23 protein-coding genes are annotated in these 23,761 nt (G+C 72.6%); 12 read left to right on the forward strand and 11 right to left on the reverse strand.

The features are described from left to right. The first annotated feature begins 174 nt into the window (after positions 1–174). The 6 genes from AB0J86_RS35410 to AB0J86_RS35435 are packed head-to-tail and all read left to right on the forward strand — an operon-like array spanning position 175 to position 5,842. Positions 175–843 carry a glycosyltransferase gene (locus tag AB0J86_RS35410; protein ID WP_363862065.1) on the forward strand — a complete coding sequence of 223 codons (669 nt, stop codon included), beginning with the start codon at positions 175–177 and terminating at the stop codon, positions 841–843. 48 nt (positions 844–891) lie between these two features. Further along, positions 892–1,779, forward strand: coding sequence for a hypothetical protein (locus AB0J86_RS35415; RefSeq protein ID WP_363862066.1), 888 nt, complete (start codon positions 892–894; stop codon positions 1,777–1,779). 1 nt (position 1,780) lies between these two features. Next, the gene (locus tag AB0J86_RS35420; protein WP_363862067.1) at positions 1,781–3,136 is read left to right on the forward strand and encodes an O-antigen ligase family protein; all 1,356 of its coding nucleotides are present in this window, start codon (positions 1,781–1,783) and stop codon (positions 3,134–3,136) included. Next, complete coding sequence (locus AB0J86_RS35425) at positions 3,133–3,975, forward strand: glycosyltransferase (protein WP_363862068.1); 843 nt, start codon at positions 3,133–3,135, stop codon at positions 3,973–3,975. The genes AB0J86_RS35420 and AB0J86_RS35425 overlap by 4 nt, the downstream gene beginning before the upstream one ends. Then, the gene (locus AB0J86_RS35430; RefSeq protein WP_363862069.1) at positions 3,972–4,835 is read left to right on the forward strand and encodes a glycosyltransferase; all 864 of its coding nucleotides are present in this window, start codon (positions 3,972–3,974) and stop codon (positions 4,833–4,835) included. Before AB0J86_RS35425 ends, AB0J86_RS35430 begins: the two co-directional genes overlap by 4 nt. Beyond that, positions 4,832–5,842, forward strand: a complete 1,011-nt coding sequence (locus tag AB0J86_RS35435) for a glycosyltransferase (protein WP_363862070.1) — start codon at positions 4,832–4,834, stop codon at positions 5,840–5,842. The genes AB0J86_RS35430 and AB0J86_RS35435 overlap by 4 nt, the downstream gene beginning before the upstream one ends. 71 nt (positions 5,843–5,913) lie before the next feature. On the opposite strand, the gene AB0J86_RS35440 is transcribed toward AB0J86_RS35435, so the two are convergent. Genes AB0J86_RS35440 through AB0J86_RS35455 form a run of 4 tightly spaced genes read right to left on the reverse strand, consistent with a single transcriptional unit; the run spans position 5,914 to position 8,697 of the window. Next, the gene (locus tag AB0J86_RS35440) at positions 5,914–6,102 is read right to left on the reverse strand and encodes a DUF397 domain-containing protein (protein WP_363862071.1); all 189 of its coding nucleotides are present in this window, start codon (positions 6,100–6,102) and stop codon (positions 5,914–5,916) included. After that, positions 6,093–6,881 carry a DUF5753 domain-containing protein gene (locus tag AB0J86_RS35445; protein WP_363862072.1) on the reverse strand — a complete coding sequence of 263 codons (789 nt, stop codon included), beginning with the start codon at positions 6,879–6,881 and terminating at the stop codon, positions 6,093–6,095. Before AB0J86_RS35445 ends, AB0J86_RS35440 begins: the two co-directional genes overlap by 10 nt. Positions 6,882–6,922: 41 nt before the next feature. Then, positions 6,923–7,831 (reverse strand): NAD(P)-binding domain-containing protein, encoded by a 909-nt coding sequence (locus AB0J86_RS35450; RefSeq protein ID WP_363862073.1) that lies wholly within the window; start codon positions 7,829–7,831, stop codon positions 6,923–6,925. Continuing rightward, positions 7,828–8,697, reverse strand: coding sequence for an NAD(P)-binding domain-containing protein (locus AB0J86_RS35455; protein WP_363862074.1), 870 nt, complete (start codon positions 8,695–8,697; stop codon positions 7,828–7,830). Before AB0J86_RS35455 ends, AB0J86_RS35450 begins: the two co-directional genes overlap by 4 nt. Before the next feature lie 151 nt (positions 8,698–8,848). On the opposite strand from AB0J86_RS35455, the gene AB0J86_RS35460 reads away from it, so the two are divergent. Then, positions 8,849–9,208: a helix-turn-helix domain-containing protein gene (locus tag AB0J86_RS35460; RefSeq protein ID WP_363862076.1), complete on the forward strand. Its 360-nt coding sequence runs from the start codon at positions 8,849–8,851 to the stop codon at positions 9,206–9,208. A gap of 220 nt (positions 9,209–9,428) precedes the next feature. Here AB0J86_RS35460 and AB0J86_RS35465 read toward each other — a convergent pair whose 3' ends face one another. The 4 genes from AB0J86_RS35465 to AB0J86_RS35480 all read right to left on the reverse strand — a co-directional run bounded on the left by AB0J86_RS35465 (position 9,429) and on the right by AB0J86_RS35480 (position 12,079). Beyond that, the gene (locus AB0J86_RS35465; RefSeq protein ID WP_363862078.1) at positions 9,429–9,983 is read right to left on the reverse strand and encodes a GNAT family N-acetyltransferase; all 555 of its coding nucleotides are present in this window, start codon (positions 9,981–9,983) and stop codon (positions 9,429–9,431) included. Positions 9,984–10,072: 89 nt separating this feature from the next. Then, positions 10,073–10,690: a hypothetical protein gene (locus AB0J86_RS35470; protein ID WP_363862080.1), complete on the reverse strand. Its 618-nt coding sequence runs from the start codon at positions 10,688–10,690 to the stop codon at positions 10,073–10,075. Positions 10,691–10,762: 72 nt separating this feature from the next. After that, positions 10,763–11,572, reverse strand: a complete 810-nt coding sequence (locus AB0J86_RS35475; RefSeq protein ID WP_363862082.1) for an alpha/beta hydrolase — start codon at positions 11,570–11,572, stop codon at positions 10,763–10,765. Between the two features lie 180 nt (positions 11,573–11,752). Continuing rightward, positions 11,753–12,079: a hypothetical protein gene (locus AB0J86_RS35480; RefSeq protein ID WP_363862084.1), complete on the reverse strand. Its 327-nt coding sequence runs from the start codon at positions 12,077–12,079 to the stop codon at positions 11,753–11,755. A gap of 217 nt (positions 12,080–12,296) precedes the next feature. Between AB0J86_RS35480 and AB0J86_RS35485 the strand changes: the two genes are divergently transcribed. The 5 genes from AB0J86_RS35485 (at position 12,297) to AB0J86_RS35505 (ending at position 18,321) form a co-directional block, all read left to right on the forward strand. Then, entirely contained in the window at positions 12,297–13,412 is a 1,116-nt protein-coding gene (locus AB0J86_RS35485) for an Ig-like domain-containing protein (protein ID WP_363862085.1), read from the forward strand. Positions 13,413–13,526: 114 nt separating this feature from the next. Continuing rightward, the gene (locus AB0J86_RS35490; protein ID WP_363862088.1) at positions 13,527–14,642 is read left to right on the forward strand and encodes an FG-GAP-like repeat-containing protein; all 1,116 of its coding nucleotides are present in this window, start codon (positions 13,527–13,529) and stop codon (positions 14,640–14,642) included. Between the two features lie 55 nt (positions 14,643–14,697). Beyond that, the gene (locus AB0J86_RS35495; RefSeq protein ID WP_363862091.1) at positions 14,698–15,825 is read left to right on the forward strand and encodes an Ig-like domain-containing protein; all 1,128 of its coding nucleotides are present in this window, start codon (positions 14,698–14,700) and stop codon (positions 15,823–15,825) included. A 102-nt stretch (positions 15,826–15,927) separates the two neighbouring features. Further along, positions 15,928–17,028 carry a VCBS repeat-containing protein gene (locus AB0J86_RS35500; protein ID WP_363862094.1) on the forward strand — a complete coding sequence of 367 codons (1,101 nt, stop codon included), beginning with the start codon at positions 15,928–15,930 and terminating at the stop codon, positions 17,026–17,028. 189 nt (positions 17,029–17,217) lie between these two features. Next, a complete protein-coding gene (locus AB0J86_RS35505) occupies positions 17,218–18,321 on the forward strand; it encodes an FG-GAP-like repeat-containing protein (protein ID WP_363862097.1) in 1,104 nt (367 codons plus the stop codon). A gap of 110 nt (positions 18,322–18,431) precedes the next feature. Here the strand turns inward: AB0J86_RS35505 and AB0J86_RS35510 are convergent, their stop codons facing one another. From AB0J86_RS35510 to AB0J86_RS35520, 3 genes are all read right to left on the reverse strand, one after another. Then, positions 18,432–19,394 (reverse strand): sortase, encoded by a 963-nt coding sequence (locus AB0J86_RS35510; RefSeq protein WP_363862100.1) that lies wholly within the window; start codon positions 19,392–19,394, stop codon positions 18,432–18,434. 76 nt (positions 19,395–19,470) lie between these two features. Continuing rightward, positions 19,471–22,137, reverse strand: a complete 2,667-nt coding sequence (locus AB0J86_RS35515; protein ID WP_363862103.1) for a hypothetical protein — start codon at positions 22,135–22,137, stop codon at positions 19,471–19,473. Continuing rightward, positions 22,134–23,747 carry a phosphate ABC transporter substrate-binding protein PstS gene (locus tag AB0J86_RS35520; RefSeq protein WP_363862106.1) on the reverse strand — a complete coding sequence of 538 codons (1,614 nt, stop codon included), beginning with the start codon at positions 23,745–23,747 and terminating at the stop codon, positions 22,134–22,136. The genes AB0J86_RS35515 and AB0J86_RS35520 overlap by 4 nt, the downstream gene beginning before the upstream one ends. Positions 23,748–23,761 lie beyond the last annotated feature (14 nt).

Consider the following 23,761-nt stretch of genomic DNA (forward strand, 5'->3'; position numbering starts at 1 on the left):
CTGCCCGACGAAGACATCAAGCCTGACGGGATTCGTCGGGCACGGTGGGCCCCACCCCCGACCCGCCTCCCAGCCCCACACCCGACCCGCCTCCCAGCCCCACACCCGACCCGCCTCTCGGCGCCGACCCCGGACCGCACGCCAGCCACGCCGCCCGCCCACACCCCGACCACCGTGCCCACGCCGCGCAACGAACTGCCGGGCGACCGGAAGACCATCGTCTACCTCGGCGTGATCAACCCCCAGGACCACGTCCGCGCCGCGGTGCTCGCGGCCGAGCGGCTGCGCGCGCTGCGCGGCGGGGCGGACTGGCGGCTGGTCGTCGCCGGAGACGGGGACTGCCTGCCCGAGCTGCGGCGGCTCGCCGCCGAGCGGGGCATCGAGGACGTCGTGCGGTTCACCGGCTGGCTGGAGGCGGACGAGGTCGACGCGCTGCTCCGCTCGGCCACGATCGGCATCCAGCCCGACCCGCGTACCCGGATGGCCGAGCTGTCGACGATGGCCAAGACGGTCGAGTACGTCGCCCGGGGGCTGCCGGTGGTCGCCGTCGACCTGCTGGAGACGCGCCGCACAGCGGACGCGGCGGCCCGCTACGTGCCGGACGGGACCCCGGAGGAGCTGGCCGAGGCGCTGCACCGGCTGCTCGGCGACGACGAGGCCCGTACCGCGATGTCGGTGGTGGCCCGGCGACGGTTCGCCGAGCAGCTGGCCTGGGACCACCAGGCCAGGTCGTACATCCGGCTGTGGCGGCGGCTGCTCCCCGGCGGACCGGCGGACCACGGCTGCGTACCGGTCGGCGACGAAACAGACACCGCCCGCACGACACCGGGGCGACAGCACTGATTCCCGTTACCTGCCGACAGTCACTCGCGCCCTAGAAGGGGTCGTTCCATGGACCTTCTCGACCTGCTGAAGCTGATGTTCCGGCGGTGGTACGTCACCGCGCCGGTCGTCGCCGGAACCATCGTCGCGGCGGTCGCGCTCGGCATCTCGATCCAGCCCGAGTACAAGACCAGCGCGGCTGTGCTCCTGGTGCCGCCGACCGTCACGGCACCGGCGCAGCCGGACGGCCCCCCGCAGCCGGGGAACCCGTGGCTGCGGGTCGGCGAGAACGCGATGGCGCAGGCGGTGCAGATCACCGTCTCCGCGCACGACGCGCGTACCCGGGTCCGGGCCGCCGGCGGCGACTCCGGCTACGAGGTCAGCGTGATCACCCGGAGTTCGATCCTCAGCGTCGAGGTCACGGCGGCGAGCCAGGCCAGCGCGCGGGCCACCGTGGTCGAGCTGACCCGGCTCGTCAAGGAGGTGGTCGCGAGCCAGCAGGCGCCGTACCACCCGCGGGCCGGCGAGCAGATCACCACCGAGGTGCTCGATCCCGGGCTGAACATCGTCCAGTCCCGCTCCAACGTGCTGCGGGCCCAGATCGTCGTGGGCGTGATCGGCCTGCTCTTCGCCGCGGCGACCGCCGTCCTCTTCGACGCGGTGGCCCGCCGCCGGGCGGTGCGACGGCACGGCGCCCGGCACCCGGTGGGCTCCGCCGCGCTCCTCGGCGGTGGCGCCGCGGCCGTCGCCCCGGTGCCCGCCACCGGCGTCACCCCGGCTCCGGTACCGGCCGGACCGCCGCTCGACCCGGCCGGCGCACCCACCCAGGCCGGTGCACCCGCCCCGGCCGCCACGGCCAGGCCGGCCGGGGTGCCGGGCGGTCCGGCCGGCGTGCAGCCCGGCGGCGGGCTCCTGCTCGGCGCCGGCCGCAGCGCCACCGAGAGGCCGGCCGACTGAGGTGCCGACCTACCTCTCGGCCCGGCGGTCCACGACCGTCTACGACGGCCTCCTTCCCGCGCGCGGCCGGCTCCGGGGCGCGGCGGCCGGGGTCGTCCTCGCCACGATGCTGGCGTACCTGCTGCCCTCGCGACTGATCTTCCCGCCCCTGAGCGACCTCGGTAAGCCGGGCATCATGCTCGCGCTCGGGCTGCTGGTCTGGTGGGGGCTGAGCCGCCTGCACCCGACCCTGTGCACGACGGGCCGGCAGCCGATGCGCTGGGCCATCGCCGGTTACCTCGTCACCATCGGCGCCTCGTACATCGCCGCGCAGTCGCGGGGCATGTCGCCGCTGGAGTCCAACGGCGCGCACCGAGCCATGATCACCGCGCTGGCCGGGGCCGGGATGCTGCTCACCGCCGCCGACGGGGTGCTCACCCGGGAGCGCATCGACCACGTGCTGCGCTGGCTCTGCTGGGGCGGCACGGTGATGGCGCTCTTCGCGCTCAGCCAGTTCGCGCTGCGCCGGGACTTCACCACCTACCTGCGGCTGCCGCCGCTGCTGGCGTTCCAGCGCGACCTGATCGGCTTCGACGCCCGAGGCGGCGGAGGTCTGGTCCGCGTCGCCGGTACGGCCGGCCACTACATCGAGTTCAGCGTGCTGATGGTGATCGGGCTGGTACTGGCCATCCACTTCGCCCGGTACTCGGTGTCGCGGCGGGACCGTCAGCTCTACGGCGCGGTCGCGGTCCTCCAGGCCGGGGTGATCCCCATCTCGCTCTCCCGTACCGGGGTGTTGGCGCTGGCCGCCGCCATCCTGCTCTTCGTCCTGGTCTGGCCGCTGCGCACCACCTTCAACGTACTGGTGGTCGGCTGTTTCCTGGCGGCGGCGATCCAGGTGGTCCGACCCGGCCTGCTCGCGACGCTGCGGGCGCTGATCCTCGCGGGCGACAACGACCCGAGCGTGCGGGGTCGCCTGGAGGACTACGACTTCGTCGGGCCCTACATCCGCGAACGCCCCTGGTTCGGCCGCGGCTACGGCACCTGGCTGCCCTCGCTGTACCAACTCCTCGACAACCAGTGGCTGGTGACGCTCGTGACCACGGGCGTCGTCGGGGTGACCGGGCTGGTCCTCCTCTTCCTGGCCGGGGTCGTCCTGGCCGGGCGGGTACGCCGCTTCGCCGGCGCCGAACGCGACCGCGACCTGGCGGGGGTGCTCGCGGTCGCGCTCGGGGTCGCCGCGGTCTCCGCGTTCACCTACGACGCGCTCTACTTCACGACCTACCTCCTCACCGTCCACCTGCTGCTGGGCCTCGTCGGCGCGCTGTGGCGGGTCACCCGCGCGGAGCGGATCAACCAGAGTCAGGGAGCGCCGTGACCGGCATCGACATCCTCATGATCACGTACAACCGGCCGGAGTACGTCCGGCTGTCGCTGCCGCACCTGCTCTCCACCTGCCCCGACGACGCCCGGGTCTGGCTCTGGCACAACGGGACCGACCGGGCCACCCTCGACGTGGTCGAGGAGCTGCGCCACCACCCGCGGGTGCACCGCTACCGGCACAGCGTGGAGAACGCGGGGATCCGCGAGCCGACGAACTGGCTGTGGCGCGAGGCGACCGGCGAGTACCTCAGCAAGGTCGACGACGACTGCCTGCCGGTGCCGCCGTGGCTGTCGGTACTGCGCCGGGCGCACGAGGACGTGCCGGACTTCGGCGTGATCGGCACCTGGCGCTTTCCGGCCGAGGACGTCGACCAGCGGCTCGTCGCGGCGAAGCTCGCCGACTATCCGGGCGGGCACCGGCTGCTGCGCAACCACTGGGTGCAGGGCAGCGGCTACCTGCTCAAACGGGAGATGGTCCGGCGGGCGGGCCCGATCGCCGCGTCCGAGTCCTTCACCACCTGGTGCATCCGGGCGGCCCGCCTGGGCTGGATCAACGGCTGGTATCACCCCTTCCTACAGGAGGACCATATGGACGACCCGCGCAGCCCACACACGATCTACCGCAGCGACGCGGAGTTCCTGGCCCGCCGGCCGCTGTCGGCGCGGCGTACCGGCGTGACGACGGTGGCGGAGTGGACGGAGCAGATGCGGCACTCCGCCCGGGTGGTGCAGGCGGCACCGCTCGACCTGCGCGAGTACTCGGGCTGGCGGCGGCACCGCCGCAACGCCGTACGCCGGATCCGGCTCGCCCTGACGGGGCGTGCCCCGTGGTGACCAGCGTGATCATCCCGGCGCACAACGAGGAGCGGGTGCTGCGGCGCGCCCTGGACCGGCTGCTCGCCGACGCCGAGCCGGGCGAGTTCCAGGTGATCGTGGTGCCGAACGGCTGTACCGACGCCACGGCCGAGGTGGCCCGGTCGGTGCCCGGGGTGACCGTGCTGGAGCTTCCCGGGTCGTCCAAGACGGCGGCGTTGAACGCGGGCGAGTCGCTGGCCGCCGGCTTCCCCCGGATCTACCTGGACGCGGACATCCCGCTCTCCACCGCCGGGCTGCGCGCCCTGGCCGCCGCGGTGGGCCGGCCGGGACCGAACGGCACCGAGGTGCTCGCCGCCGCGCCGCGCCGGGTGGTCGACACCACGGCCCGGCCGCTGCTGGTACGGGCGTACTACGCGATCAACCGCCGGCTGCCGGCGTACCGCGGCGCCCTCTTCGGCCGGGGCGCGGTGGCCCTCTCGGCGACCGCTCGGGCCCGCTTCGACCACTTCCCGGAGTCCTTCGCCGACGACCTCTACCTCGACTCGATCTTCCGGCCGGAGGAGAAGGTCGAGGTGAGCACGGCCCAGGTGGTGACCGAGCCGCCCACCCGGACCCGGGACCTGGTCCGCCGGCTGAGCCGGGTACGCGCCGCGAACGCGGCCCTGCGCGCGGTCGAGCAGCGGGTTCCGGGGTCCCGGCGCGGCTCGTGGCTGGTCGACGTGGTGCTGCCCCGGCCGTGGCTGCTCCCGGCGGGCGCGTGCTACCTCGCGATCACGCTGACCGCCGAGGTGCTGGCCCGGCGGGCCGGGAGCCGGAACATCTGGAGCTACGGCCGGGACGAGTCCAGCCGGGCGGCGGCGGGAGGGGCGGGACGATGACCCTGCCGGTGAGCGTGATCGTCGTCTCGTACCAGACCCGCGAGCTGCTGCTGCGCGCGCTGGCGGCGCTGCGGTCGGCGTGCCAGGGCGAGCCGTACGAGGTGATCGTGGTGGACAACGGCTCCACCGACGGTTCGGCCGACGCGGTCGCCGAACTCTTCCCCGACGCACGGCTGTTGCGGCTGCGGCACAACGTCGGCTTCGCGCGCGCGGTCAACGCCGGCGCCGAACGGGCCCGCGGCCGGTGGCTGCTGCTGCTCAACCCGGACACCGAGCCGGTGGGCGACGTGATCGGCAAGTTCGTGGCGTTCGCGCGGGCCAACCCGGAGCACCGCGTCTACACCGGCCGTACGCTGCGCCCCGAGGGCGGCGACGACGGGCACTCGGCCTTCGGCCTGCCGTCGGTGTGGGGGTACGTCTGCTTCGCCACCGGGCTGACCACCCTGTTCCGCCGCTCGCGCTGGTGCAATCCGGAGGAGTTGCCGGGGCTGGACCGCTCGACGCCGAGCCGGGTGCCGGCCGCCTCCGGCTGCCTGCTGCTGGTGGAGCGCGCGCTCTTCACCGAGCTGGGCGGGCTCGCCCCGGACTACTTCATGTACTGCGAGGACATCGACTTCTGCCTGCGGGCCGCCCGGCACGGCGCCGACCCGGTCCTGGTGCCGCAGGCCCGGGTCGTCCACCTCGGCGGGGCCGCCTCCACGGGTGTCGGCAAGCGGGTGATGCTGCTCCAGGGCAAGGTCACGTATCTGCGGCTGCGCTGGTCCCGGCCGCGCGCCGCGCTGGGCCGGGCGCTGCTCGCCGTCGGCGTCGCGGTACGCGCCGCGGGCTCGCGGCTCACCGGCCGGGCCGACCACTGGCCGCGGGTGTGGGCGCAGCGGCGGACCTGGCGCGCGGGCTGGCCGCCGGTGGCGGAGCTGCCGCCCGTGGAGCTGGTCGGCTCGCCGTCCGACGGCGCGGCACCGCCAGCTCGCGTCCCCAGCGATCTTGGTGTGGAACGGCCCCGGTAAGGGCCACTTCGTACCAGGATCGCCTACGCGGCAACGCCCCCGCGCCGGCCGGGGGCGTTGTGGTTCGCGGATCAGCGGGTCTTGACGGCCTCGACGAACGTACGCCACGCCTCGGCGGCGAAGGTCAGCGTGCCGCCGTCACGGTCCTTGGTGTCGCGTACGAGCACGCGCCCGGGGAGGTTGTCCGCGACCTCCACGCAGTCACCGCCGTTGTTGCCGCTGTAGGTGCTCTTGCGCCAACGCGCGCCGATCATGTCCATGATCTTGCCGCTTCCCTGAGCAGGTCCAGGGATTGCGCCTGGGAGAGAGCCTCCGCCCGGATGCGTTCCCACCGTCGATCCAGGGTAGCAACGTCGCCGATCTGCTGGATGATCTGCGCTTGCGCCTGGCTGTCGACGTGTGCGACCCGCTCCCCGCCGGGCAGCTCGGCGATGGTGAACGGGCCGCCCCAGCCGGGATACATGCCCACCGTGGACGGCACCACGTGCAGCCGCACCGCCGGCAGCTGGGCGCACTCCACGAGATAGTCGCACTGCTCCCGCATGAGGTCGCGGTCGCCATAGACGGAGGCCCGGAGAATGCCCTCGTCCACCACGGCGGTGAACAGCGGCGGGCGCTCCCGGCGCAGGATCTGGTGCCGGTCGATCCGGGCGGCGACAAACTGCTCGACCTCGTCCTCGGTGAGCGCCTCGCCCGCGAGCGTGGCCCGCGCGTATGCCTCGGTCTGGAGCAGACCCGGCACCCAGGCCAGCTGGAAGCTGCGCAGCGCGACCGCCTCGCGCTCGATGTCCGTCCACGGGCGAAACCACGCGGGCTCGGGACGTTTCAGAATGTCCGGCCAAAGGTCCACGACCTCTCGCTTCAACAACCGCGCGACGTCCGCGCGATGCCTCGACTGCGGAACGCGCCCGGGGGTGACCCACCGCGCGGCGGTCTTGGGCGTCATTCCGATCTGTGCCGCGAGGCTCTCCGCCGTCTGTCCCGTCTCGACCATCGCCTCGCGAACGTCGATCAGCGGGAACAGCGGCACGTACCGCATGCGTGCCGCTGTTCCCGCTGTCCAGGATCATCTCGGGACGGTCAGCCGCGCGCCCTCATCACCTCGTAGAGGGCGGTCCAGTTCTCGGTACCGTGGCCGGCGGCGATCGCCCGGTCGTAGTGCGACTTCACCGCCGCCGGCAGCTCGGTGTCGACGCCGGCCGCCGCGCTGGTCCGCAGGATGTGGTCGGCCGTGGCACCCATCATCAGCGCCGTACTGAGGGCGCCGGGATGTTCGCCGGCCTCCAGCCGCCGGGCCAGCTCCGCGCCGTCGCCGACCATGGCGGGGATCCCGGTGAGTGTTCCCAGCGCGCCGGGTAGGAACTCGGCCGCCGGCACCCCGGCGGCGGTGACGAGCGCCGTCGCGTGCAGCAGGCTCGACAGGGCCGTGAGGAAGACGTCCAGGTGCGCCTGATAGAAGAGCTGAGCCAGTCCGGGGTCGGCGCCGAGGTACCTCGGCTCCCCGATCAGCCGCAGCACCGGTTCGTGCGCCGCGAAGACGTCCTCCGGGCCGCTGTAGAACACGTACGAGCCGGGGCTGCCCACCATCGGCGCGGGCACCATCACCCCGCCCGTCACGAACGCCGCGCCCCGTCCGGCGGCCCACTCGGCCGCCTCCCGGGAGGCGTCGGGGGTGTCGGAGCTGAGGTTGACGAGCGCCTTGCCTGCCAGGCCGCCGGAGCGCCCCGGGTCCCTGGCCAGCGGGCCGAGGATGTCGTACATCGCCCGGTAGTCGGTGAGGCTGAGCAGGATCAGCTCGCTCGCGGCGACGGCCGGCGCGGGCGTGGGCGCCGCCGTGGCGCCCTCGGCGACGAGCCCGTCGGCGCGGCCCGGCGTACGGTTCCAGACGGTGACCGGGTGCCCGGCCCGCAGCAGGCTGGCGGCCATCGCCCGGCCCATCGGACCGAGGCCGACGACCGTGACGGGGGCACGCTTTCCGGTGGCGCTCATCGGGTGGTCCTCAGTTCCTCGAAGATCCGGGCCGTACCGAGGCCGCCGAGCCCGGCGGCGATCTGCCGGCGGACGTTGTCGTGGATCGGCCTCAGCACGCCCGCGTCGACGCCCTGGTCGGCGCTGGTCCGCAGCAGCGCGGCGAGCGCGGCCTCGGTGAACTCCAGGCTCTGCTGGCCCGCGCCGGCGTAGTCCTTGGCGTCGACCGTGGCCGCGAAACCGGCCAGTTGGCCGGCCATGGCCGCGAGGAAGGGCGCCTGGCGCTCGGCGAACTCGGTCGCCGGTACCCCGTCGGTGGCGAGCATCGCGGCGCCGTGCAGGAAACCGGCGAACATCGCGTACATGCCGACGAGCATGGCCATGTCGTTGAGCGAGGCCATGCCGGCGTCCGGCCCGAAGTAGACGCTTCCGCCCCAGCGGTCGAGCAGTGGACGGTGCCGCTCGAACGCGGCGGCCGAGCCGCTGTAGAAGATCGCCGAGCCGGGACGGCCGATCATCTGCGGGACCGCCATGATGGCCCCGTCGAGGTAGGTGATGCCGCGATCGGCGGCCCACCCGGCGAGTTCGCGCGACTCGCGCGGCGTCGTGGTGGTCAGGTTGATCACGGTACGCCCGGCGAGGCCGGCGGCGACCGGGTCGAGCACGTCGTGCACGGACCGGTGGTCGAAGAGGCAGACGACGATCGGCCCGTCGCCGGCGATGGCCTCCTCGACGGTGGCGGCGACGGTGGGGCCGCGCTCGGCGAGGGCCCGCGCCCGGTCGGGATTGCGGTTCCAGACGACGGCGGGCGCCCCGCCGTCGAGCGTCGCGGTCGCGAGCGCGCTGCCCATCGCGCCCAGTCCCAGGAACGTGGTGCCGGTGGTCATCGGTTTTCCCTCTGCTCTGCTCGGTGGGATGGGTGGCGCGCCGAGCACCATCGTTCGCGGGTACTGTCGTGGCGACAAGTACCCACTAAATTGTTCGATACTGACGACTTCGTAAGTATTGGGCGTGACCTCGGAGAACGCGGAGGGTTCGATGGCATCGAGCGACCGGCGCGGCCCGTACGTCTGCGGCCTCGACGCCGCGATGGACGTGGTCTCGGGGAAGTGGAAGTCGCTGATCCTCTGGGAACTGCACCACCACGGCACCCGCCGCTTCGGTGAGCTGCGGCGGGGCCTGCCCGGCGTCAGCGAGAAGATGCTCGTCCAGCACCTGCGCGAGATGGAGCAGGACGGGCTGATCGACCGTGAGGTGTACCGCGAGGTGCCGCCCCGGGTCGAGTACTCCCTGACCGAGCACGGCCGGACGCTCAACGAGGCCCTCCGCCCGTTGGGCGCGTGGGGGACGAGGCGACGCGAGCGCCTCGCGGCCGAAGGCCGGCTCACTTCGGTGTGAACTCGGGCGTTCCTGATAGGAACAGCCGGACCACATGCCCCCACTGTGGGCGCCGGCCCTGCTGACCGGCGCCGACACCGATGTCGTCGTGCTCGACGTCCCTGGGCCGCTGACCTGCGGCGCGGATCGCACGAGCCACCGCCACCGGGAATCCCGACCGACGCGGACCGGGCCAATCCCAACGCGTAGGCGGCAGCCGCCGCGACGCCGCCCCCAGAGGTCAGTCAGGTCGAACCGTCTCGGTCGGGCCCGCCGTCGACAGCGCGGCGAAGAGGAGACGGTCGCGCCAGCCGTCACGGGTCCGGACCTGGTCGCGCAGGTGTCCCTCAGGCCGCATGCCGATCTTCGCGAGCACCCGGGCGGAGCCGAGATTGTCCGGATCGCACGTCGCATTGATCTTGTGCAGTCCCAGCCCGTCGAAGCCGTACCGCAGCAGCGCGGCGGCCGCCTCGGTGGCGTACCCCCTCCCCCACCGCGACGGCGCCAGCGCGTAGCCCAGGGTGCCACGTCGGTGCGCCGCGCTCGTGACCCGCAGCTCGATCGAACCGACCAGGAGGCCCTCGGCGCGCTCGACCACGGCGAGCCCGAACCTGGTCCGGGGCAGCGCGCGGGCGTCGTGCGTGACCTCGCGGAGGAAGGTGGTCGTCTCCTCGGGCGTGTTCGGCCCCCAGTCGGTGAAGCGGGTGACCCGGGGATCGCTGGCGAAGGCGTGGACGGGCGGGTGGTCGGCGGGTGCGAACTCGCGGAGCAGCAGCCGGGTCGTGTGGAGTTCCATCCTCGCGATCATGCCGCAGCTCCGGCCCCGTCCGCCGGCCGTGTGCAGCCGGCCGCTCCGTCAGCCGGCCGCGTCCGCCGGCCACTCCGTCAGCCGGCCGCGGCGATGCGGGCCCGCCACAGGTGGGCCGGGTGCACCAGCGCCAGCGCCTCGTCCAGCCGGCGCCGCCCGTCGTGGTCCAGCAACGGCAGTACGCCGCCGAAATCGGTCTCGTCCTTCTCGCGCACGTGCTTGGCCTTGAAGAGCAGCACGAACTCCGGGACCAGGTACGGGACGCCGTCCGGCGCGTACCGGATGATCTCGTCGTACGGCCGGCGGATGCGCTCGTCCCGCCGGCAGATCCAGGTACCGCCCTCGTGCGGTTCGCGGAACACGTCGAAGCGCCACCGGTTCGCGGCCCGCTCGCAGGCCCAGGTCTGGTGGGTCAGCCGCAGCGCCTCGGGCGTGGCCGGAAAGACCTCGCCCTCGTGCGGCACGTGGAAGTCGCAGTCGGCGAAGCGGGCCGCCACCCGCTCGAACCCGGCGGCCGGGACCGCGATCTCCAGGTCGTCGTGCGGGCGGGTCCGCGCGCCCCGGAAGAGGTCGAGCGCCCAGCCGCCCGCCACGTACCAGGGCACGTCCAGCCCGGCCAGGCGATCGGCCAGCGTCCGGGGCGGCCACGCCTCCCACGCGTCGAGATCCGGCGGCATGGCGCCCAACACTGCCACAGATACAGAGAACGAGTGGCTGTCCAGCCCTGAGACAGCCACTCGTTCTCGGTATTCGCGCGAACCGAACAGCTAGCCGGCCTGGCCGGGCGGTGGGCCGGTCACGGGCTGGTCGGCGAAGACCGCGAGGGTACGGTCGGCGTACGCGCTGGCGTCCCCGACCTCCATCGGCCCGTCCCAGGTGGTGGGGAGCGGCACCGGCACAGCCGGGTTGACGTGGCGGACGACCTCGTCCAGCACCGTCTCCGCGTCGCCGACCCAGAGGTGCTTGGCCCCGGGCACGCCGATCACCTCGGCCTGCGGTACCGCCGCGAAACGCCGCCGCGCCTCGTCCGGGCGCAGGTAGTCGTCGAACTCGGGCACCAGCGCCACCAGCGGCTTGCCCGACCCGGCCCAGGTGGCCAGGTCCTGGTCGGTGGAGAAGCGCAGCGGCGGCGAGAGCAGGATGGCGCCCGCCACGTCGGGTTCGCAGCCGTACTTGAGGGCCAGGTCGGTACCGAACGACCAGCCGAGCAGCCAGAGCTGCGGCAGCTCGGCGAACTCCGCGTACTCGATGGCGGCGGCGACGTCGAAGCGCTCGCCGACGGCGGCGTCGAAGGCGCCCTCGCTGGTGCCGCGGACGCTGCTGGTGCCCCGGGTGTTGAACCGGAGCACGGCGAGGTCGGCCAGCGCCGGCAGGCGCCAGGCGGCCTTGCGCAGCACGTGGCTGTCCATCATCCCGCCGTGGGTGGGGAGCGGGTGCAGGCAGATCAGGGTGGCGACGGGCGCACGGTCGGCCGGGCGGGCCAGCTCGCCGACAAGGCGCAGCCCGTCGGCGGTCTGTAGCTCGATCTCCTCGCGCCGGGCGGGGAGGATGGAGGAGGCACGGATCGGAGCGCTCATCCGCCAAGTTTCGCCCGGCCCGGACGGAACGTCCCGCCGGTATCCGGCCGGGGTGACGAATCTCCCTCGGCGGTGGTCCCGCCCCTCGCCGGCCCGGCTCCGCACGATCGCCCGCACCTGCGACCGGGCACGATCGGCCGTGGCGCGGGTCTGGGCTCAGCTGTGGCGCCGGGTCCGGTCTCAGCCGTAGTGCGGGGCGCTGCGGGAGCGCTGGATGTTGGGGCCGCGCCGATCGCGCGCCCGCCAGCAGCCGGTGTGCCAGTGCCGGCGGTCGCTGAGGTCGCCCCGGCCGTCGGCCGGCCACGCGACCACGTGCGCCACCCCGGGGCGGATCTCCTGGTCGCAGCCCGGGCAGCGGTACGTCTTGACGGCCGCGCCGCCGGGGACGCCGCGCACCTGCCACTCGCCGTCGCGCCACGACTGGACCGCCTCGACGCCGCGGCGGGCGCCGTCCGGGTCGAGTGGCGCGGGCGGCTCGGGGCGGGGCGGGTTGCGACGCGGGCTCACGTTCGTCAAGGGTACGGCCTGCGGCCGGGGCACCGATGATTGCCCGCAAAGCCGTGCCTCCGTCACTAAACCGACTATCACGCGTCAACGAGCATGTCCCACCCGAAAAGCCTCATGTCAGATCGCTGTCAGCTTGGCCGGATATCGCCCAAACCGGGCTAGCGTCCGCAAATAGGGGGCCGAGGGCTGGACGACCGGAATCAGCGAAGGGGCCATCATGTGGAGGAAGTGCGCTGCGGCGCTGTCCGTACTGCTGATGGTGGGCGCGCTGGGCGGCGCCTGGCCCGGCGCCTGGGCCGGCGGCCGGAACGAGGCGATCACCGGCGACGTGAACGGGGACGGCTTCCAGGACCGGATCTACCTCGGCTCGGTCGCACCGGCCTCCTGCTCGGTCATCGTGCAGTACGGCACGCCCTCCGGGGCGCTACGCCCGCCGGTCGCGTACACCTATCTTCGCCCCGGCCTGACCGGCCCGGAGACCCCCTGCCCCGACGTCGGCGTGGCCGTGAACCTGGTCGCCGCCGACCGGGTCGATGATCTGGTGGTGGCCTGGTTCGCCGGGCCGCCGCAGACGGTCCCCTACAACATGCTGGTCCTCGCCCGTAACTTCATGCCGTCGTTCGGCCTCGTTCAGGCGATCTTCCAGCCCACCCTGATGAACACCGCCGACTTCAACGGCGACCACCGCCCGGACGTCTATTCCGTCACGGACCAGGGCCAGGGCTTCGAGACCTACCTGAGCCTCGGCAACGGGACACTGGCTCCGGGACCGGAGCGGTGGTGCGCCGTCGGGCTGCTCGAATACCAGCTCAAGGACTTCGACCGCGACGGCGGCATGGACGTGTTGATCTCCTTTATCGAGGGCTGCGCCGACCACGCCCCAGGGGTGGTGGTGGTGCTGGACGACGGCAGCTACCAGCTGCTGCAACACGACCTGACCTTCCAGCGGCGTTGGAGCGCCAAGGTCGCCTATGTCAACGGCGACGCCATTCCGGATGTGCGGACGGTGGCCGGCGGCAGCGGCGAGATCGAGTACTTCATCGGGGTCGGCGATGGCACCTTCGTCGCCTCGCCGCGGGCCGTCGCCGACCGGGTCACCATCGTCGACAACGCCCGGACCAACATCCCGGTGCTCGCCAACGACTACGTCACCACGTCCGCGACGGTCACCATCGCGGAACCACCCCGGTACGGCACCGCGCGGGTCACCAGCAGCCGCACCGTGGTCTACAGCCCGGCCGCCTCGCATCCCGCGACCGACCGGTTCGTCTACCGCGTCACCCAGGACGGGAGAAGCAGCACCGCGGCGGTCAACATCAGCTTCACCGACTGACGCGTCTCGCCACCGTCGCCGGACCGGACCGGCCACCGCAGCGGCGGAGCGACGCCCGATCGCCTCCCGACAACCCGTACAGACCGGCCGGTCGCCTAGGTCGAGGAGTTCGACATGTGGGGAAAGAGAACCGCCGCGGGACTGGTCCTCGCGATCACCGCCACGGTGGGCGGGGTCGGAGTGTTCGCGCCCGTGGCCCGGGCGGGAGCGCCCGGGGAGGCCATCTGGGGGGACGTGAACGGGGACGGCTTCATCGACCGGGTCTTTCTCGGCAACGTGCAGCCCTCCTCCTGCGCCGTCATCGTGGAGTACGGCCGACCGGACGGCGTCCTGCTGCCGCCGACCGCCTACACCTACCTGCGGCCGGGCGGTACCGGCCCGGACATCCCCTGCCCGGACCTGGGCGTGGCGGTCGACCTCACCGACGACGGCATCCAGGAACTGGTGATCGCCTGGTCGGTCGGTCCACCCCCGACGCTCAGCTACAACCTGCGGGTGCTCGACAACAACTTTCAGCCGGCGTTCGGTCTCACCGAGTCGATCTTCGCCCCGCAGTACATGGGCATCGCCGACTTCAACGGCGACGGCCGCCCCGACGTCTACGCGGTCAGCGACGAGGAGGGCTTCGCCACCTACCTGAGCCTCGGCGACGGCACCCTGACCATCGGCCCCAAGGCCTGGTGCTCCGGGCCGCTCGACTACCTGCTCTACGACTGGAACCGGGACGGCGCGGTGGCCGCCCTGCTCTCGTACACCGACGCCTGCACCGACCACGCGAACGGTGTCGTCCACGTGACCGGAAACGGTAGTTTGCAGTTCCTGCAACACGACCCGACCGGCACCCGGACCTGGCAGAGCAAGGTCGCCTTCGTCAACGGGGACAGCTGGGCCGACATCCGGACGGTGTCCGACACCGGCGAGGTCGAGTACTTCATCCAGCCACCGGGCGGCGGCACCTTCGTCAAGTCCCCCACGGCCAACCACGACCGGGTCGTCGTCAGCGACGACCGGGCCGTCACCATCCCGGTACTCGCCAACGACTACGTCACCACCTCCGCCCGGCTCACCATCGTCGAGCCGCCGCGCTACGGCACCGTACAGGTCACCAGCAGCCGCACCGTCGTCTACCGCCCGAACCCGGACCACCGCGCCAGCGACCGGTTCGTCTACCGCGTCACCGAGGGCACCCGGAGCAGCAACGCCGCCGTGAACATCCGGTTCACGGGCTGAACCACGAGCGGCGGCCGACCTCGGCCGGCCGCCGGCTTCAATCGAGGAGGCGGTCATGTGGGGAAGACGACTGACCACGGCGGTCGTACTGGCGACCGTGGTCGTGGCCGGTGGGTTCGGCCCGGGCGGGACGGCGCCCGCCCGGGCCCAGACGCCCGGAGACCCGGTCTTCGGAGACGTGGACGGGGATGGGTTCCGGGACCGGATCTACCTGGGCACCGTCGAGCCGGGGCAGTGCGCCGTGATTGTCGAGTACGGCCGCCCCGGCGGGATGCTGATGCCGCCGGTCGCGTACACGTACCTGCGGCCCGGCGGTACGGACGTCCGCTGCCCGGACATCGGGGTCGCGGTCAACCTCGACCTCGACAACGACGTGGACGAGCTGATGGTCGCCTGGTCCGGTGGTCCGCCCCCCACGATCGCCCGGAACCTGCTGGTGCTGGGACCCGACTTCATGCCCGCGTTCGGCATCTCCACCTTCGTTTCCCGTCCCCGCTACCTCGGCTCGGCGGACTTCAACGCCGACGGTCGGGCGGACGTCTACGCGCTGAGCAGCGCGGATCGCGGCCTGGAGACGTACTACAGCCTCGGCGACGGCACCCTGACCGTCGGCCCGCTGCGCTGGTGCGCGGGCACGGTCGAGCCGGCGTTCAAGGACTTCGACCGCGACGGGGCCACGGCCGCCGTGGTCGCGTACACCGAGGGCTGCTCCGACGACGCGAACGGGGTGGTGAAGGTGAGCAGCAACGGCGACGTGCAGCAACTCCAGTACGACCCCGCGGGGGTGCGGCAGTGGCAGGCGAAGGTGGCCTATGTGAACGGCGACAGCCTGGCCGACATCCGTACCCTGGCCCTCGACACCGGTGAGATCGAGTACTTCGTACAGGTGCCCGGCACCATTCCGGCCCGGTTCGTGGAGTCCCCCACGGCCGTCCACGACCGGGTCACCATCAGCGGCGACCGGGCCGCCACCATCCCGGTGCTCGCGAACGACTACGTCACCACCTCGGCCCGGCTCACCATCGTGGAACCGCCCCGCTACGGCACCGCCCAGGTCACCAGCGCCCGCACCGTCGTCTACCGCCCCGACGCCGACCGCCGTGCCACCGACCGGTTCGTCTACCGCGTCACCGAGGGCCTCCGCACCAGCAACGCCGCCGTCAACATTCGGTTCGCGGAGTAGGTGTCTGATATCAGTCCATAATACTGCTATTCCGGTAAATACCACTAATCTCCCCGGAGGAGCGGCCCGCACGGGGCTGACGGAACGCCTTCGGGAGGCGCCATGTGGAGAAGGCGGATCGCGACGCTGGCCGCGACGGCGGCACTGGCTCCGGCGGGAGCGGTGGCACCGGCTCCCGCCTGGGCCGGCGGTCAGGGCGACCCGATGTACGGGTACTTCAACGCCGACCGCCTCACCGATCGGGCCGCCCTGACCGTGGGGCCGGCCGGCGAGTGCGTGGTCGTGGTCCACCTGGGCCGCGTCGGCGGCGGGTACCTCCCCGCGTCCAGCTACGTCTACCTGCGCCCCGCCGAGCCGGGGACCTGTCCGGACCTCGGGGTCGCCGTCGACCTCGGTACCGACGGCACCACCGAGCTGGTCGTCGGCTGGTTCTCCGGCCGGCCCGCCGGCGTCGGGCACGACCTGCTGGTGCTGCGCGCCTTCCGGGTGGCGACCGGCTTCGCGGCGATCTTCCAGCCCAGCTACATCGGGCTCGCCGACTTCAACGGCGACGGTCGCCAGGACGTGTACGAGTGGACCGACCAGGGCGAGGGCTTCCGCACGTACCTGAACACCGGCACCGGCGGGCTGACCCCCGGCCCGGTCCGCTGGTGCTCGGGCCGCCCGGAATTCCGGCTCGTGGACCTCAACCGCAACGGCGCCATGGACGTGGTCATCTCCTACCTGGAGGGCTGCGGCGCCTACTTCAGCGGCGTGGTCGCCGTGCTCGACAACGGGACGGCGGTCGACCTCGAAGGCGATCCGGACGGGCTCGCCTACTGGGGGGTCGAGGTCGCCGACGTCAACGGCGACACCATCCCCGACGTGGTCGCCACCAACCGCGTCGACGGCCGGCTGGACCACTTCATCGGCTGCGGCGACGGCACCTTCGTCCGGGCGACCCGGGCGGTGCAGGACAAGCCGACCGTCAGCGCCACCCGCCGCACGAACATCCCGGTGATGGCGAACGACTACGCCACCACCGCCGCGCGGCTGGCCATCGTCACCCCGCCGCTGTACGGCACGGTGAGCGTCACCAGCAGCCGCTCAGTGGTCTACACGCCGAACGCCCGCTCGGCCGCCCGCACCGACCGCTTCGTCTACCGGCTCACCGAGTACGGCCGCACCAGCAGCGCCGCCGTGACCCTGCGGGTCTCCGGCTGACCGCGGCCGGCCGCGGTGATCCCGTCCCCCGACCGACCTCCCACATGCTCCGCCCGAACTGCTTCTTCACCCAGCCATAAGGGCTGGCAGATCGAGGTCAGCGGGAGGGGCAATTCGGTCGGAACGGGCTAATGTCGCCATAGGTGCCGGCCCGGTCGGGACCGGCCAGGAGCACTTAGGAGGCGCGCCATGTGGAGTAGACGCATCGGCGCGATGCTGGCGACGATGATCTCAACGGTGGTGGTGGCGGAGGTCGCGGCGACCGACGCCAGGGCCGCGCCGGCAGACCCCATCTACGGCGACCTCAACGGGGACCACCTGATGGACCGGGTCACGCTCGGCGTCGCGCCGCCGAACCGGTGCGGCGTGACGGTGGAGCTGGGGCTGGTGGGCGGCGGTTACCAGGCGCCGCGACGGTACAGCTACCCCGAACCGGGCGGCGCCTCGCTGGGCGCCTGTCCCGACATGGGGGTCGCGGTCGACCTCGGCGGCGACGGCGTCGTCGAACTGGTGCTGGCCTGGTTCGACGGACGGCCGCCCGGTTACCTCAACGACCTGCTCGTGCTCCGCAACTACACTCCGGTCGCCGGCTTCCGCGCGATCTACCAGCCCAGCTCGATCGGGCTCGCCGACTTCAACGGCGACGGGCTGCAGGACGTCTACGAGTGGACCGACCAGGGCGACGGCTTCGTCACGTACCTCAACACCTCGGCCGGGACGCTGGTGCCCGGTCCGGTGCACTGGTGCTCCGGCCGGCCGCAGTTCGTCCTCGCCGACTTCGACCGGGACGGCGGGATGGACGTGGTCATCGCCTACTACGAAGGGTGCGGCGCCTACTTCAGCGGGGTGGTGGTGGTCCTCGACGACGGCACCGTCGTGCACGTGGAGGCCGACGTTCTCGGCGAGGCGATCTGGCGGGTCGGGGTGGAGGACTTCAACGGCGACACCATTCCCGACCTGGTGACCGAGAACCTGGCCACCGGCGAGATCATCCACCACATGAACAACGGGTACGCGGTCTTCACGCCGGGTCCGATCGCCAACGACGACAAGGCGGTGGTCTCCCCCACCCGGAAGACCAGCATCGCGGTCATGGCCAACGATTTCGCCACCGGTGCCGCCCGCCTGAGTATCGTCACCCCGCCGGCGCACGGCACAGTGACGGTCACCAGCGCCCGGACCGTGGTCTACCAACCGGCCGGCGTACCCGGACCGCGGGACCGATTCGTCTACCGGCTCACCGAGGACGGCCGCAGCGATCCGGCCGCGGTGAACCTCACCTACGGCGGTTAGCGCCGGCCTCGTGCCGCTGCCTGGTGCCCGGTCCGGTCGCCGGCACCAGGCAGCGGAAGCCCTGGAACCCGGAAGCCCACGCAGCCGGTCGCTCGGGGACGCCGGCGGCGTCAGGTCAGGTTCGGCAACAGACGGGCGGCGTTCTCGTACAGCTGCCACGCGAGCGCGACGAAGACCGGCGTGCCGACCAGCCAGGTCTCCCACCGGCCCCAGTATGCCCGGGCCCACGTGGCGGCGGCGGAGAAGATGGCCAGCGCCTGCAACCAGAGCACCAGCGGGAACCACGCCCCCGGGTCGCCCCGCAGCGGCTTCTCGTACGGCGGGATGAACTGGAGCCGCCCGGACGGTACCGGCTGCGGCGGGTCGAGCAGCGTCGCGTCCACGTACACGGTCCGCTCGGCCCGGAGCAGGCCGGTGTCCTCCGCGGTGACCAGGATCAGGCGACCGCCCCCGGCGGGCAGCGGCGGGGCGGCCGGATCGCCGTCGCGGCGGATCCGGTCCACCCGGTAGACGAAGGTTCCCTGGCCGGTGACGGCGCGGATCTCGTCGCCCTCGACGAGCCTGTCGACGTGGGCGAACGGGCCGCCGAACGTGCCGCGCCGGCCGTAGACGTGCGACACCCCCGGCTGGCCGGGGAGCACGGTGTCCCGCTTGTGGCCGAGCCCGCCGAACAGGTCCCCCGAGGCGGTCCCCTCCACCACGACGTGGTCGAGCTTCAGCCCGGGGATCTGGAGTACGGCGACCGGCGTGCCGGCCGGGATGGCGCCGCCGACCGGGGCGACGGCGTTGGCGAGGTCGGCGCGCATCCGGTCCCGCAGGACCTCCTGCTCCCGCTGCGCCTGCATCGGGGTGACCAGGACCAGGTACGCCACGAACCCGAGCATCAGCGCGGCCAGGGTCGCCATCGCCCGGACCGCCAGCCGTACGCCCGGCGGGGCCGGCGGGTGTGCCGGCCGCGTACGTCGTGGCGCCGGCTCGGGTGCCCGCGCCGCCGGCTCCGGGCCAGGCTCGGACGGTCCGGGCGGAACCGGGGCCGGCTCCGCCCCGGGCCGGTCGACGGTGACGGTCGACATCGGTGACTCCTCCCCTACGGTCCGGGGCGGGCGGATCGGGTCCACCCCGGACTCGGACGACACTGCGGACGAACGGTCAGCGACCGTCGGTGAACCAGCGGCGGGTCGGCCCCGGAATCCGGTACAGGAACCGGCGTACCGGGTGACCGGGCTGGCCGGCCATCAGCACCACCGGGGCGCCGGCCGCGGCCAGCAGACCGAGGATCAGCACCACCGGCAGGATCCACCGGCCGAGCGCCGAGTTCTCCGCGCGGGTGGACGCGAGGGTGGCCGGCCGCGAGGCACCCGGGCTCGGGGTGCCGCCGGCGACGCTCGGCGAGGCGCCCGGGGACGGAGTCGACCCGCTGCCGCTTCCCCCGCCGCCGTTGTTCCCGAGGTCGTTCTCGACGTCGTCGCGTACCCGGTCGGGCAGGTCGGGTGGGGGTAGCGGCACCTGGCCCGCCTGCGCCTCGACCGCGTCGGCGGCGGTGGTCGCCTGCTGGCGCAGCGGGTCCGGCAGCGGCACGTACCCGTTGGGCAGCTGCCCGACGGCGGTACCGCGGGTCTGGCCGTCGGTGGCGGCGTACCGGACGAACTTCGCGTAGTCCCCGGCCGCCCTCTTCTCCACACCGGCGGTCGCCGCCGCCGCGTAGACCAGGAACGACCCCGGGTACGCGGTCTTCGGCAGCGCCTGGTGGTCGACCGAGAGCGTGCCGGTCTTCTCGTCGAGCCTGGTGTAGCCGAGCGAGCGGAGCAGACCGGCGTCGGTCGGGGCCACGAAGCTACGGGCGCCGTCGGCGGCCCGGAACGGCGTCTGCAGTTCGGCCATCGGCAGCCCGTACGCCCGGGCGTACGACACCGTCGTGACCGCGAGGAACTTTCGGTTCGGGAAGAACGACGGCGCCACCCGCTTGAACGACCAGGTCTGGCTCCCGACGTCGAAGCTGCACGAGCTGCGCGCCGGCCGTCCCTCGGAGAGCGCGAGCGAGGCGTCGTCGAGTCCGCTGAACCCGTTGGCGATCTGGGTCAGGTAGGCCACCGGCGACGCGGTGTCGCACTCGGTCCGCAGGTCCTTCTTGATCTCCTGGTCCCGCAGCTCGGACCGGCTGGCGGGGAAGGGCTTGTTCCGCCAGAGGGGGTTGACCACCATCCCCCACGGGTCCGGCTTACCGGAGAGCCACTCGACCGCCTCCGGGTCCGCGGCGATGTACCGGGTCAGCTCCCAGTACGCGTCCGAGTCGTTGGTGACGACGAAGGGGCTCTCCAGGTTGATCAGGTTGTTGTTCCCCGGCATGGCCGCGATCTCCGGGTTGGCCTCCTTGAAGTCCTGGTCGACGAAGACGGAGAAGGGATTGCCGCCGATCGTGGGGTGCCCCTGGTTCTGGCCGACATCCCGGAAGTTGACGGTCGGGTACGACTGGGTGAGCAGCTTGGCCAGCAGGCGCGGGGTTAGCCGCAGCGTCGGCAACGCCACCTTTTGCCCGTTGTGGTCGATGAGGAACGAGACCGCGAACCCGGTGGCCGCGACCGGGGCGTGCGCCACCGGGCGCGCCGACTCGTCGCCCGGCGGCACCGGTTGGGTGGTCAGCACCGCGTCGGCGGCGTACCCGGTCGCCGACCTGCTGCGGATCGCGATCCGGGCCACCGACTCGGGCTGCCGGGTGTGCCCGAGCTTCGGCATGCCCGGGTCGGTGCAGAACTTCCCCGCCCACTGCCGCATCGCCAGGTCGGCCGGCTCCGAACCGTACACCGCGCGGCGGGGGCGGGGGTCGGTCGCCGCACAGGTGTCCGCCCGGGGCGCGAAGCTCAGCGGGAAGACGAACCGGTTCCGCCAGTTCGACGCCCGCGCCCAGTTGCCCCGGCCGATCAGGTACGGATTCCCGCTGTTGTACGTACCGTCGCTGCCGGCCGCGTTGTTCGGGCCGGCCGTGCACGCCGGGGCGGCCTCGGCGGTGCACTCGGGGTCGAGGATGGGGATCACGACCAGGGCGCACGCCACCCGGTCCGAGCAGCCCAGGCTCGGGTACGTCTGCTCGTCGCGCGCCTCGAACTCGACGCCCTGCCGAGACGTACCGTCGAGCGTGGTGTACTCGATCAGCTCGTTGCCGGGGAAGTTCTCGGTACCGAAGTCGGGCGGGAACTCGGTCGAGCCGTCGACGAGCGGCCCCGCGTCGAAGAGGTACGGGGCGGTGCGGTTGGCCGCCTGGAACGGCACCGACCAGACGGTGTCCCGGTTGCCCTCCCGGTTGGGCAGCAGCCCGTCGGTGGCACCGTCGAGCGCGTCGTCCTGCGGGCGGTACGGGCCGTCCCAGCCGTACCTGTTCTGGTAGCAGGTCGAGATGGTGGGATCCGACCCCCGGCACTGGAGCACCACCACCGGGTACTCCAGGTAGTTGTCCTGACCGGACTGGCCGGGCAGGACCAGTCCGTTGTGGCTGGGATGAAAGTTGCTCCAGGAGAGGGCGATCTTCTGCCGGTTCACCAGGTTCGTGGTCTGCGAGACGGTGACCTGGGCGCCGTACAGCTTGTTGCCGTCGCCGTTCTCCAGGTCGAAGGTGCAGGTCAGCTCGGTGCACTTGCGGCTCGGTGGTTCCTCCTCGGCGCTCGCGGCCCGCTGCGGCCCGAGCACCGGCACCACCGCGACGAGCGCCGCGACCAGCACCGCCGCGAGCGCCGCGGCCCCCCGGCGGAGACCGCCGGTCCGCCCCGGGTCACGGCCGCCGTGGCCTCGGCGAGTTCTGCTCTCCTGCCGGACGCCGTTCATTGCCCCTCCCCGCGATTACGGCCCAACCGCCGCCCGACCAGCGCCGGCACGATCATCACCAGCAGCAGCTCCAGGCCCGCGAGGATCGCGAGCGCCGTGCTCATCCCGTCCCCGCGGAAGCCGGCCAGTTCGGTGGCCGACCCGAGTACGGTCCCGTTCGCCTCGGCGCCACCGGTGGCGTTGTCGGCCACCCCGTCGCCGTCGGTGTCCACCGGCGCCCCGCCGTCGGGCACCCCGTCGCCGTTGGCGTCGGTGCCCGTACCGGAGCCGGTTCCGCTGCCGCTGCCGGTTCCGCTGCCGCTGCCGGAGCCGTTGCTCCCGCCACCGCCGGAGCAGGGACCCTGCCCCCTGGCGTCGCAGGCCGGCGGCATCGGCGCCTCCGCGGCGAGTTTGTTCCGGTTCGGGTTGCGCGAGTCGAACGTCGGGTTCGGGCAGTTGCCGATGTTCTTGTTGGTCAGGTCGGCCGGATCCAGTTTGGAGATCCGTTTGACCTGGTCGAAGCCGGCCGCCACGAGGTTGCGCGGCAGCGGCGAGTAGCCGAGGGCGCCCGCGTCGCGCTGCCCCTCGCAGAGGAAGTAGTACGCGAAGTCGGCCAGCGCCTTCGCCTTGCCCGGGGTGAGCCGCTGGTCGTTCGCAGCCGTCGGCAGGATCATGTACGAGTACGACGAGAGCGGGTACGCCCGCGGGTCGTCGTTGACGTAGACCTTGTCGAGCACCTGGGTCAGGTAGAGCCGGGGGTCGCTCCGGTTCTGGTTGATCTCCGCTCGGGTCAGCGCCACCGCGACGTTGTAGTCGGTCGGCAGCACGTAGAAGCCCTTCTGGTTGAGCATCTTCGCCACCGGGTAGTTCTTGTTCCGGGCGTAGGAGTACTCGACGTAGCCGATGGTGCCGTTGCCGGCGTCGGCGGCGACGAAGTCCGCCACCTGGTCCGAGCCGCTCCGCGCGACCTGGCGGCCCTTGCGGGGGTAGTACGAGAGCAGCCCCCGGCACCCGCAGTAGCCGCGCCAGCGCGCGGTCTGCTTCTTGTCCAGCCAGGTGGTGAACTGGGCGGTGGTGCCGGAGCCGTCCGAGCGGACCACCGGGATGATGTCCAGCGCCGGCAGCGCCCGGCCGTTGTTGTCCGCCGTGATCGCCGGGTCGTTCCACTTCGTGATCTGGTTGGTGAAGATCTTGGCGATGGTGTCGCCGGAGAGGCGCAGGTCCCGGTAGAGCTGGCCGTTGACCCGGAGCTGGTACATGAAGGCGGTACCGCCGGCCACGATCGGCATGTACGCGTACGGCCGGTTGCTGTTGTCGGCCTCGCCGGTGACCGGATCGGTCCCCTGGTACGGGATCTCCGAGACGCCGAAGTCGTTCTGGTACTGGGCGAAGTTCTTGCGGCCGGCGGAGGAGCCCGTCGCGGTGTAGACCACCTGGTTGCCGAACTGCCGCACGTCCCGGGTCCACTGGCTGATCGCGTTGGCGCTCCAGGTCGAGCCGGTCCCCTCGATCTGCTCGTACGGCGCGGCCCGCGCGGGCGTGGCCGGGCCGACGGCGAGCAGCGCCGTCAGCCCCATCGCGGCCAGCGATCGCGGCACCCGCCGCCACCGCCGCCGTCTCTCGGCGGTCATCTCTGTCTCCTTCG

Source organism: Micromonospora sp. NPDC049559, assembly GCF_040676675.1.
GTDB lineage: Bacteria > Actinomycetota > Actinomycetes > Mycobacteriales > Micromonosporaceae > JBFAPK01.

What these genes read in the sequence shown, in the direction of transcription:
- AB0J86_RS35415 (WP_363862066.1), top strand. Translation starts at nt 892, where the DNA reads ATGGACCTTCTCGACCTGCTGAAGCTGATGTTCCGGCGGTGGTACGTC.
- AB0J86_RS35435 (WP_363862070.1), top strand. Translation starts at nt 4,832, where the DNA reads ATGACCCTGCCGGTGAGCGTGATCGTCGTCTCGTACCAGACCCGCGAG.
- AB0J86_RS35440 (WP_363862071.1), bottom strand. Translation starts at nt 6,102, where the DNA reads ATGGACATGATCGGCGCGCGTTGGCGCAAGAGCACCTACAGCGGCAAC.
- AB0J86_RS35445 (WP_363862072.1), bottom strand. Translation starts at nt 6,881, where the DNA reads ATGCGGTACGTGCCGCTGTTCCCGCTGATCGACGTTCGCGAGGCGATG.
- AB0J86_RS35450 (WP_363862073.1), bottom strand. Translation starts at nt 7,831, where the DNA reads ATGAGCGCCACCGGAAAGCGTGCCCCCGTCACGGTCGTCGGCCTCGGT.
- AB0J86_RS35455 (WP_363862074.1), bottom strand. Translation starts at nt 8,697, where the DNA reads ATGACCACCGGCACCACGTTCCTGGGACTGGGCGCGATGGGCAGCGCG.
- AB0J86_RS35460 (WP_363862076.1), top strand. Translation starts at nt 8,849, where the DNA reads ATGGCATCGAGCGACCGGCGCGGCCCGTACGTCTGCGGCCTCGACGCC.
- AB0J86_RS35465 (WP_363862078.1), bottom strand. Translation starts at nt 9,983, where the DNA reads ATGGAACTCCACACGACCCGGCTGCTGCTCCGCGAGTTCGCACCCGCC.
- AB0J86_RS35475 (WP_363862082.1), bottom strand. Translation starts at nt 11,572, where the DNA reads ATGAGCGCTCCGATCCGTGCCTCCTCCATCCTCCCCGCCCGGCGCGAG.
- AB0J86_RS35485 (WP_363862085.1), top strand. Translation starts at nt 12,297, where the DNA reads ATGTGGAGGAAGTGCGCTGCGGCGCTGTCCGTACTGCTGATGGTGGGC.
- AB0J86_RS35490 (WP_363862088.1), top strand. Translation starts at nt 13,527, where the DNA reads ATGTGGGGAAAGAGAACCGCCGCGGGACTGGTCCTCGCGATCACCGCC.
- AB0J86_RS35495 (WP_363862091.1), top strand. Translation starts at nt 14,698, where the DNA reads ATGTGGGGAAGACGACTGACCACGGCGGTCGTACTGGCGACCGTGGTC.
- AB0J86_RS35500 (WP_363862094.1), top strand. Translation starts at nt 15,928, where the DNA reads ATGTGGAGAAGGCGGATCGCGACGCTGGCCGCGACGGCGGCACTGGCT.
- AB0J86_RS35505 (WP_363862097.1), top strand. Translation starts at nt 17,218, where the DNA reads ATGTGGAGTAGACGCATCGGCGCGATGCTGGCGACGATGATCTCAACG.
- AB0J86_RS35510 (WP_363862100.1), bottom strand. Translation starts at nt 19,394, where the DNA reads ATGTCGACCGTCACCGTCGACCGGCCCGGGGCGGAGCCGGCCCCGGTT.
- AB0J86_RS35515 (WP_363862103.1), bottom strand. Translation starts at nt 22,137, where the DNA reads ATGAACGGCGTCCGGCAGGAGAGCAGAACTCGCCGAGGCCACGGCGGC.
- AB0J86_RS35520 (WP_363862106.1), bottom strand. Translation starts at nt 23,747, where the DNA reads ATGACCGCCGAGAGACGGCGGCGGTGGCGGCGGGTGCCGCGATCGCTG.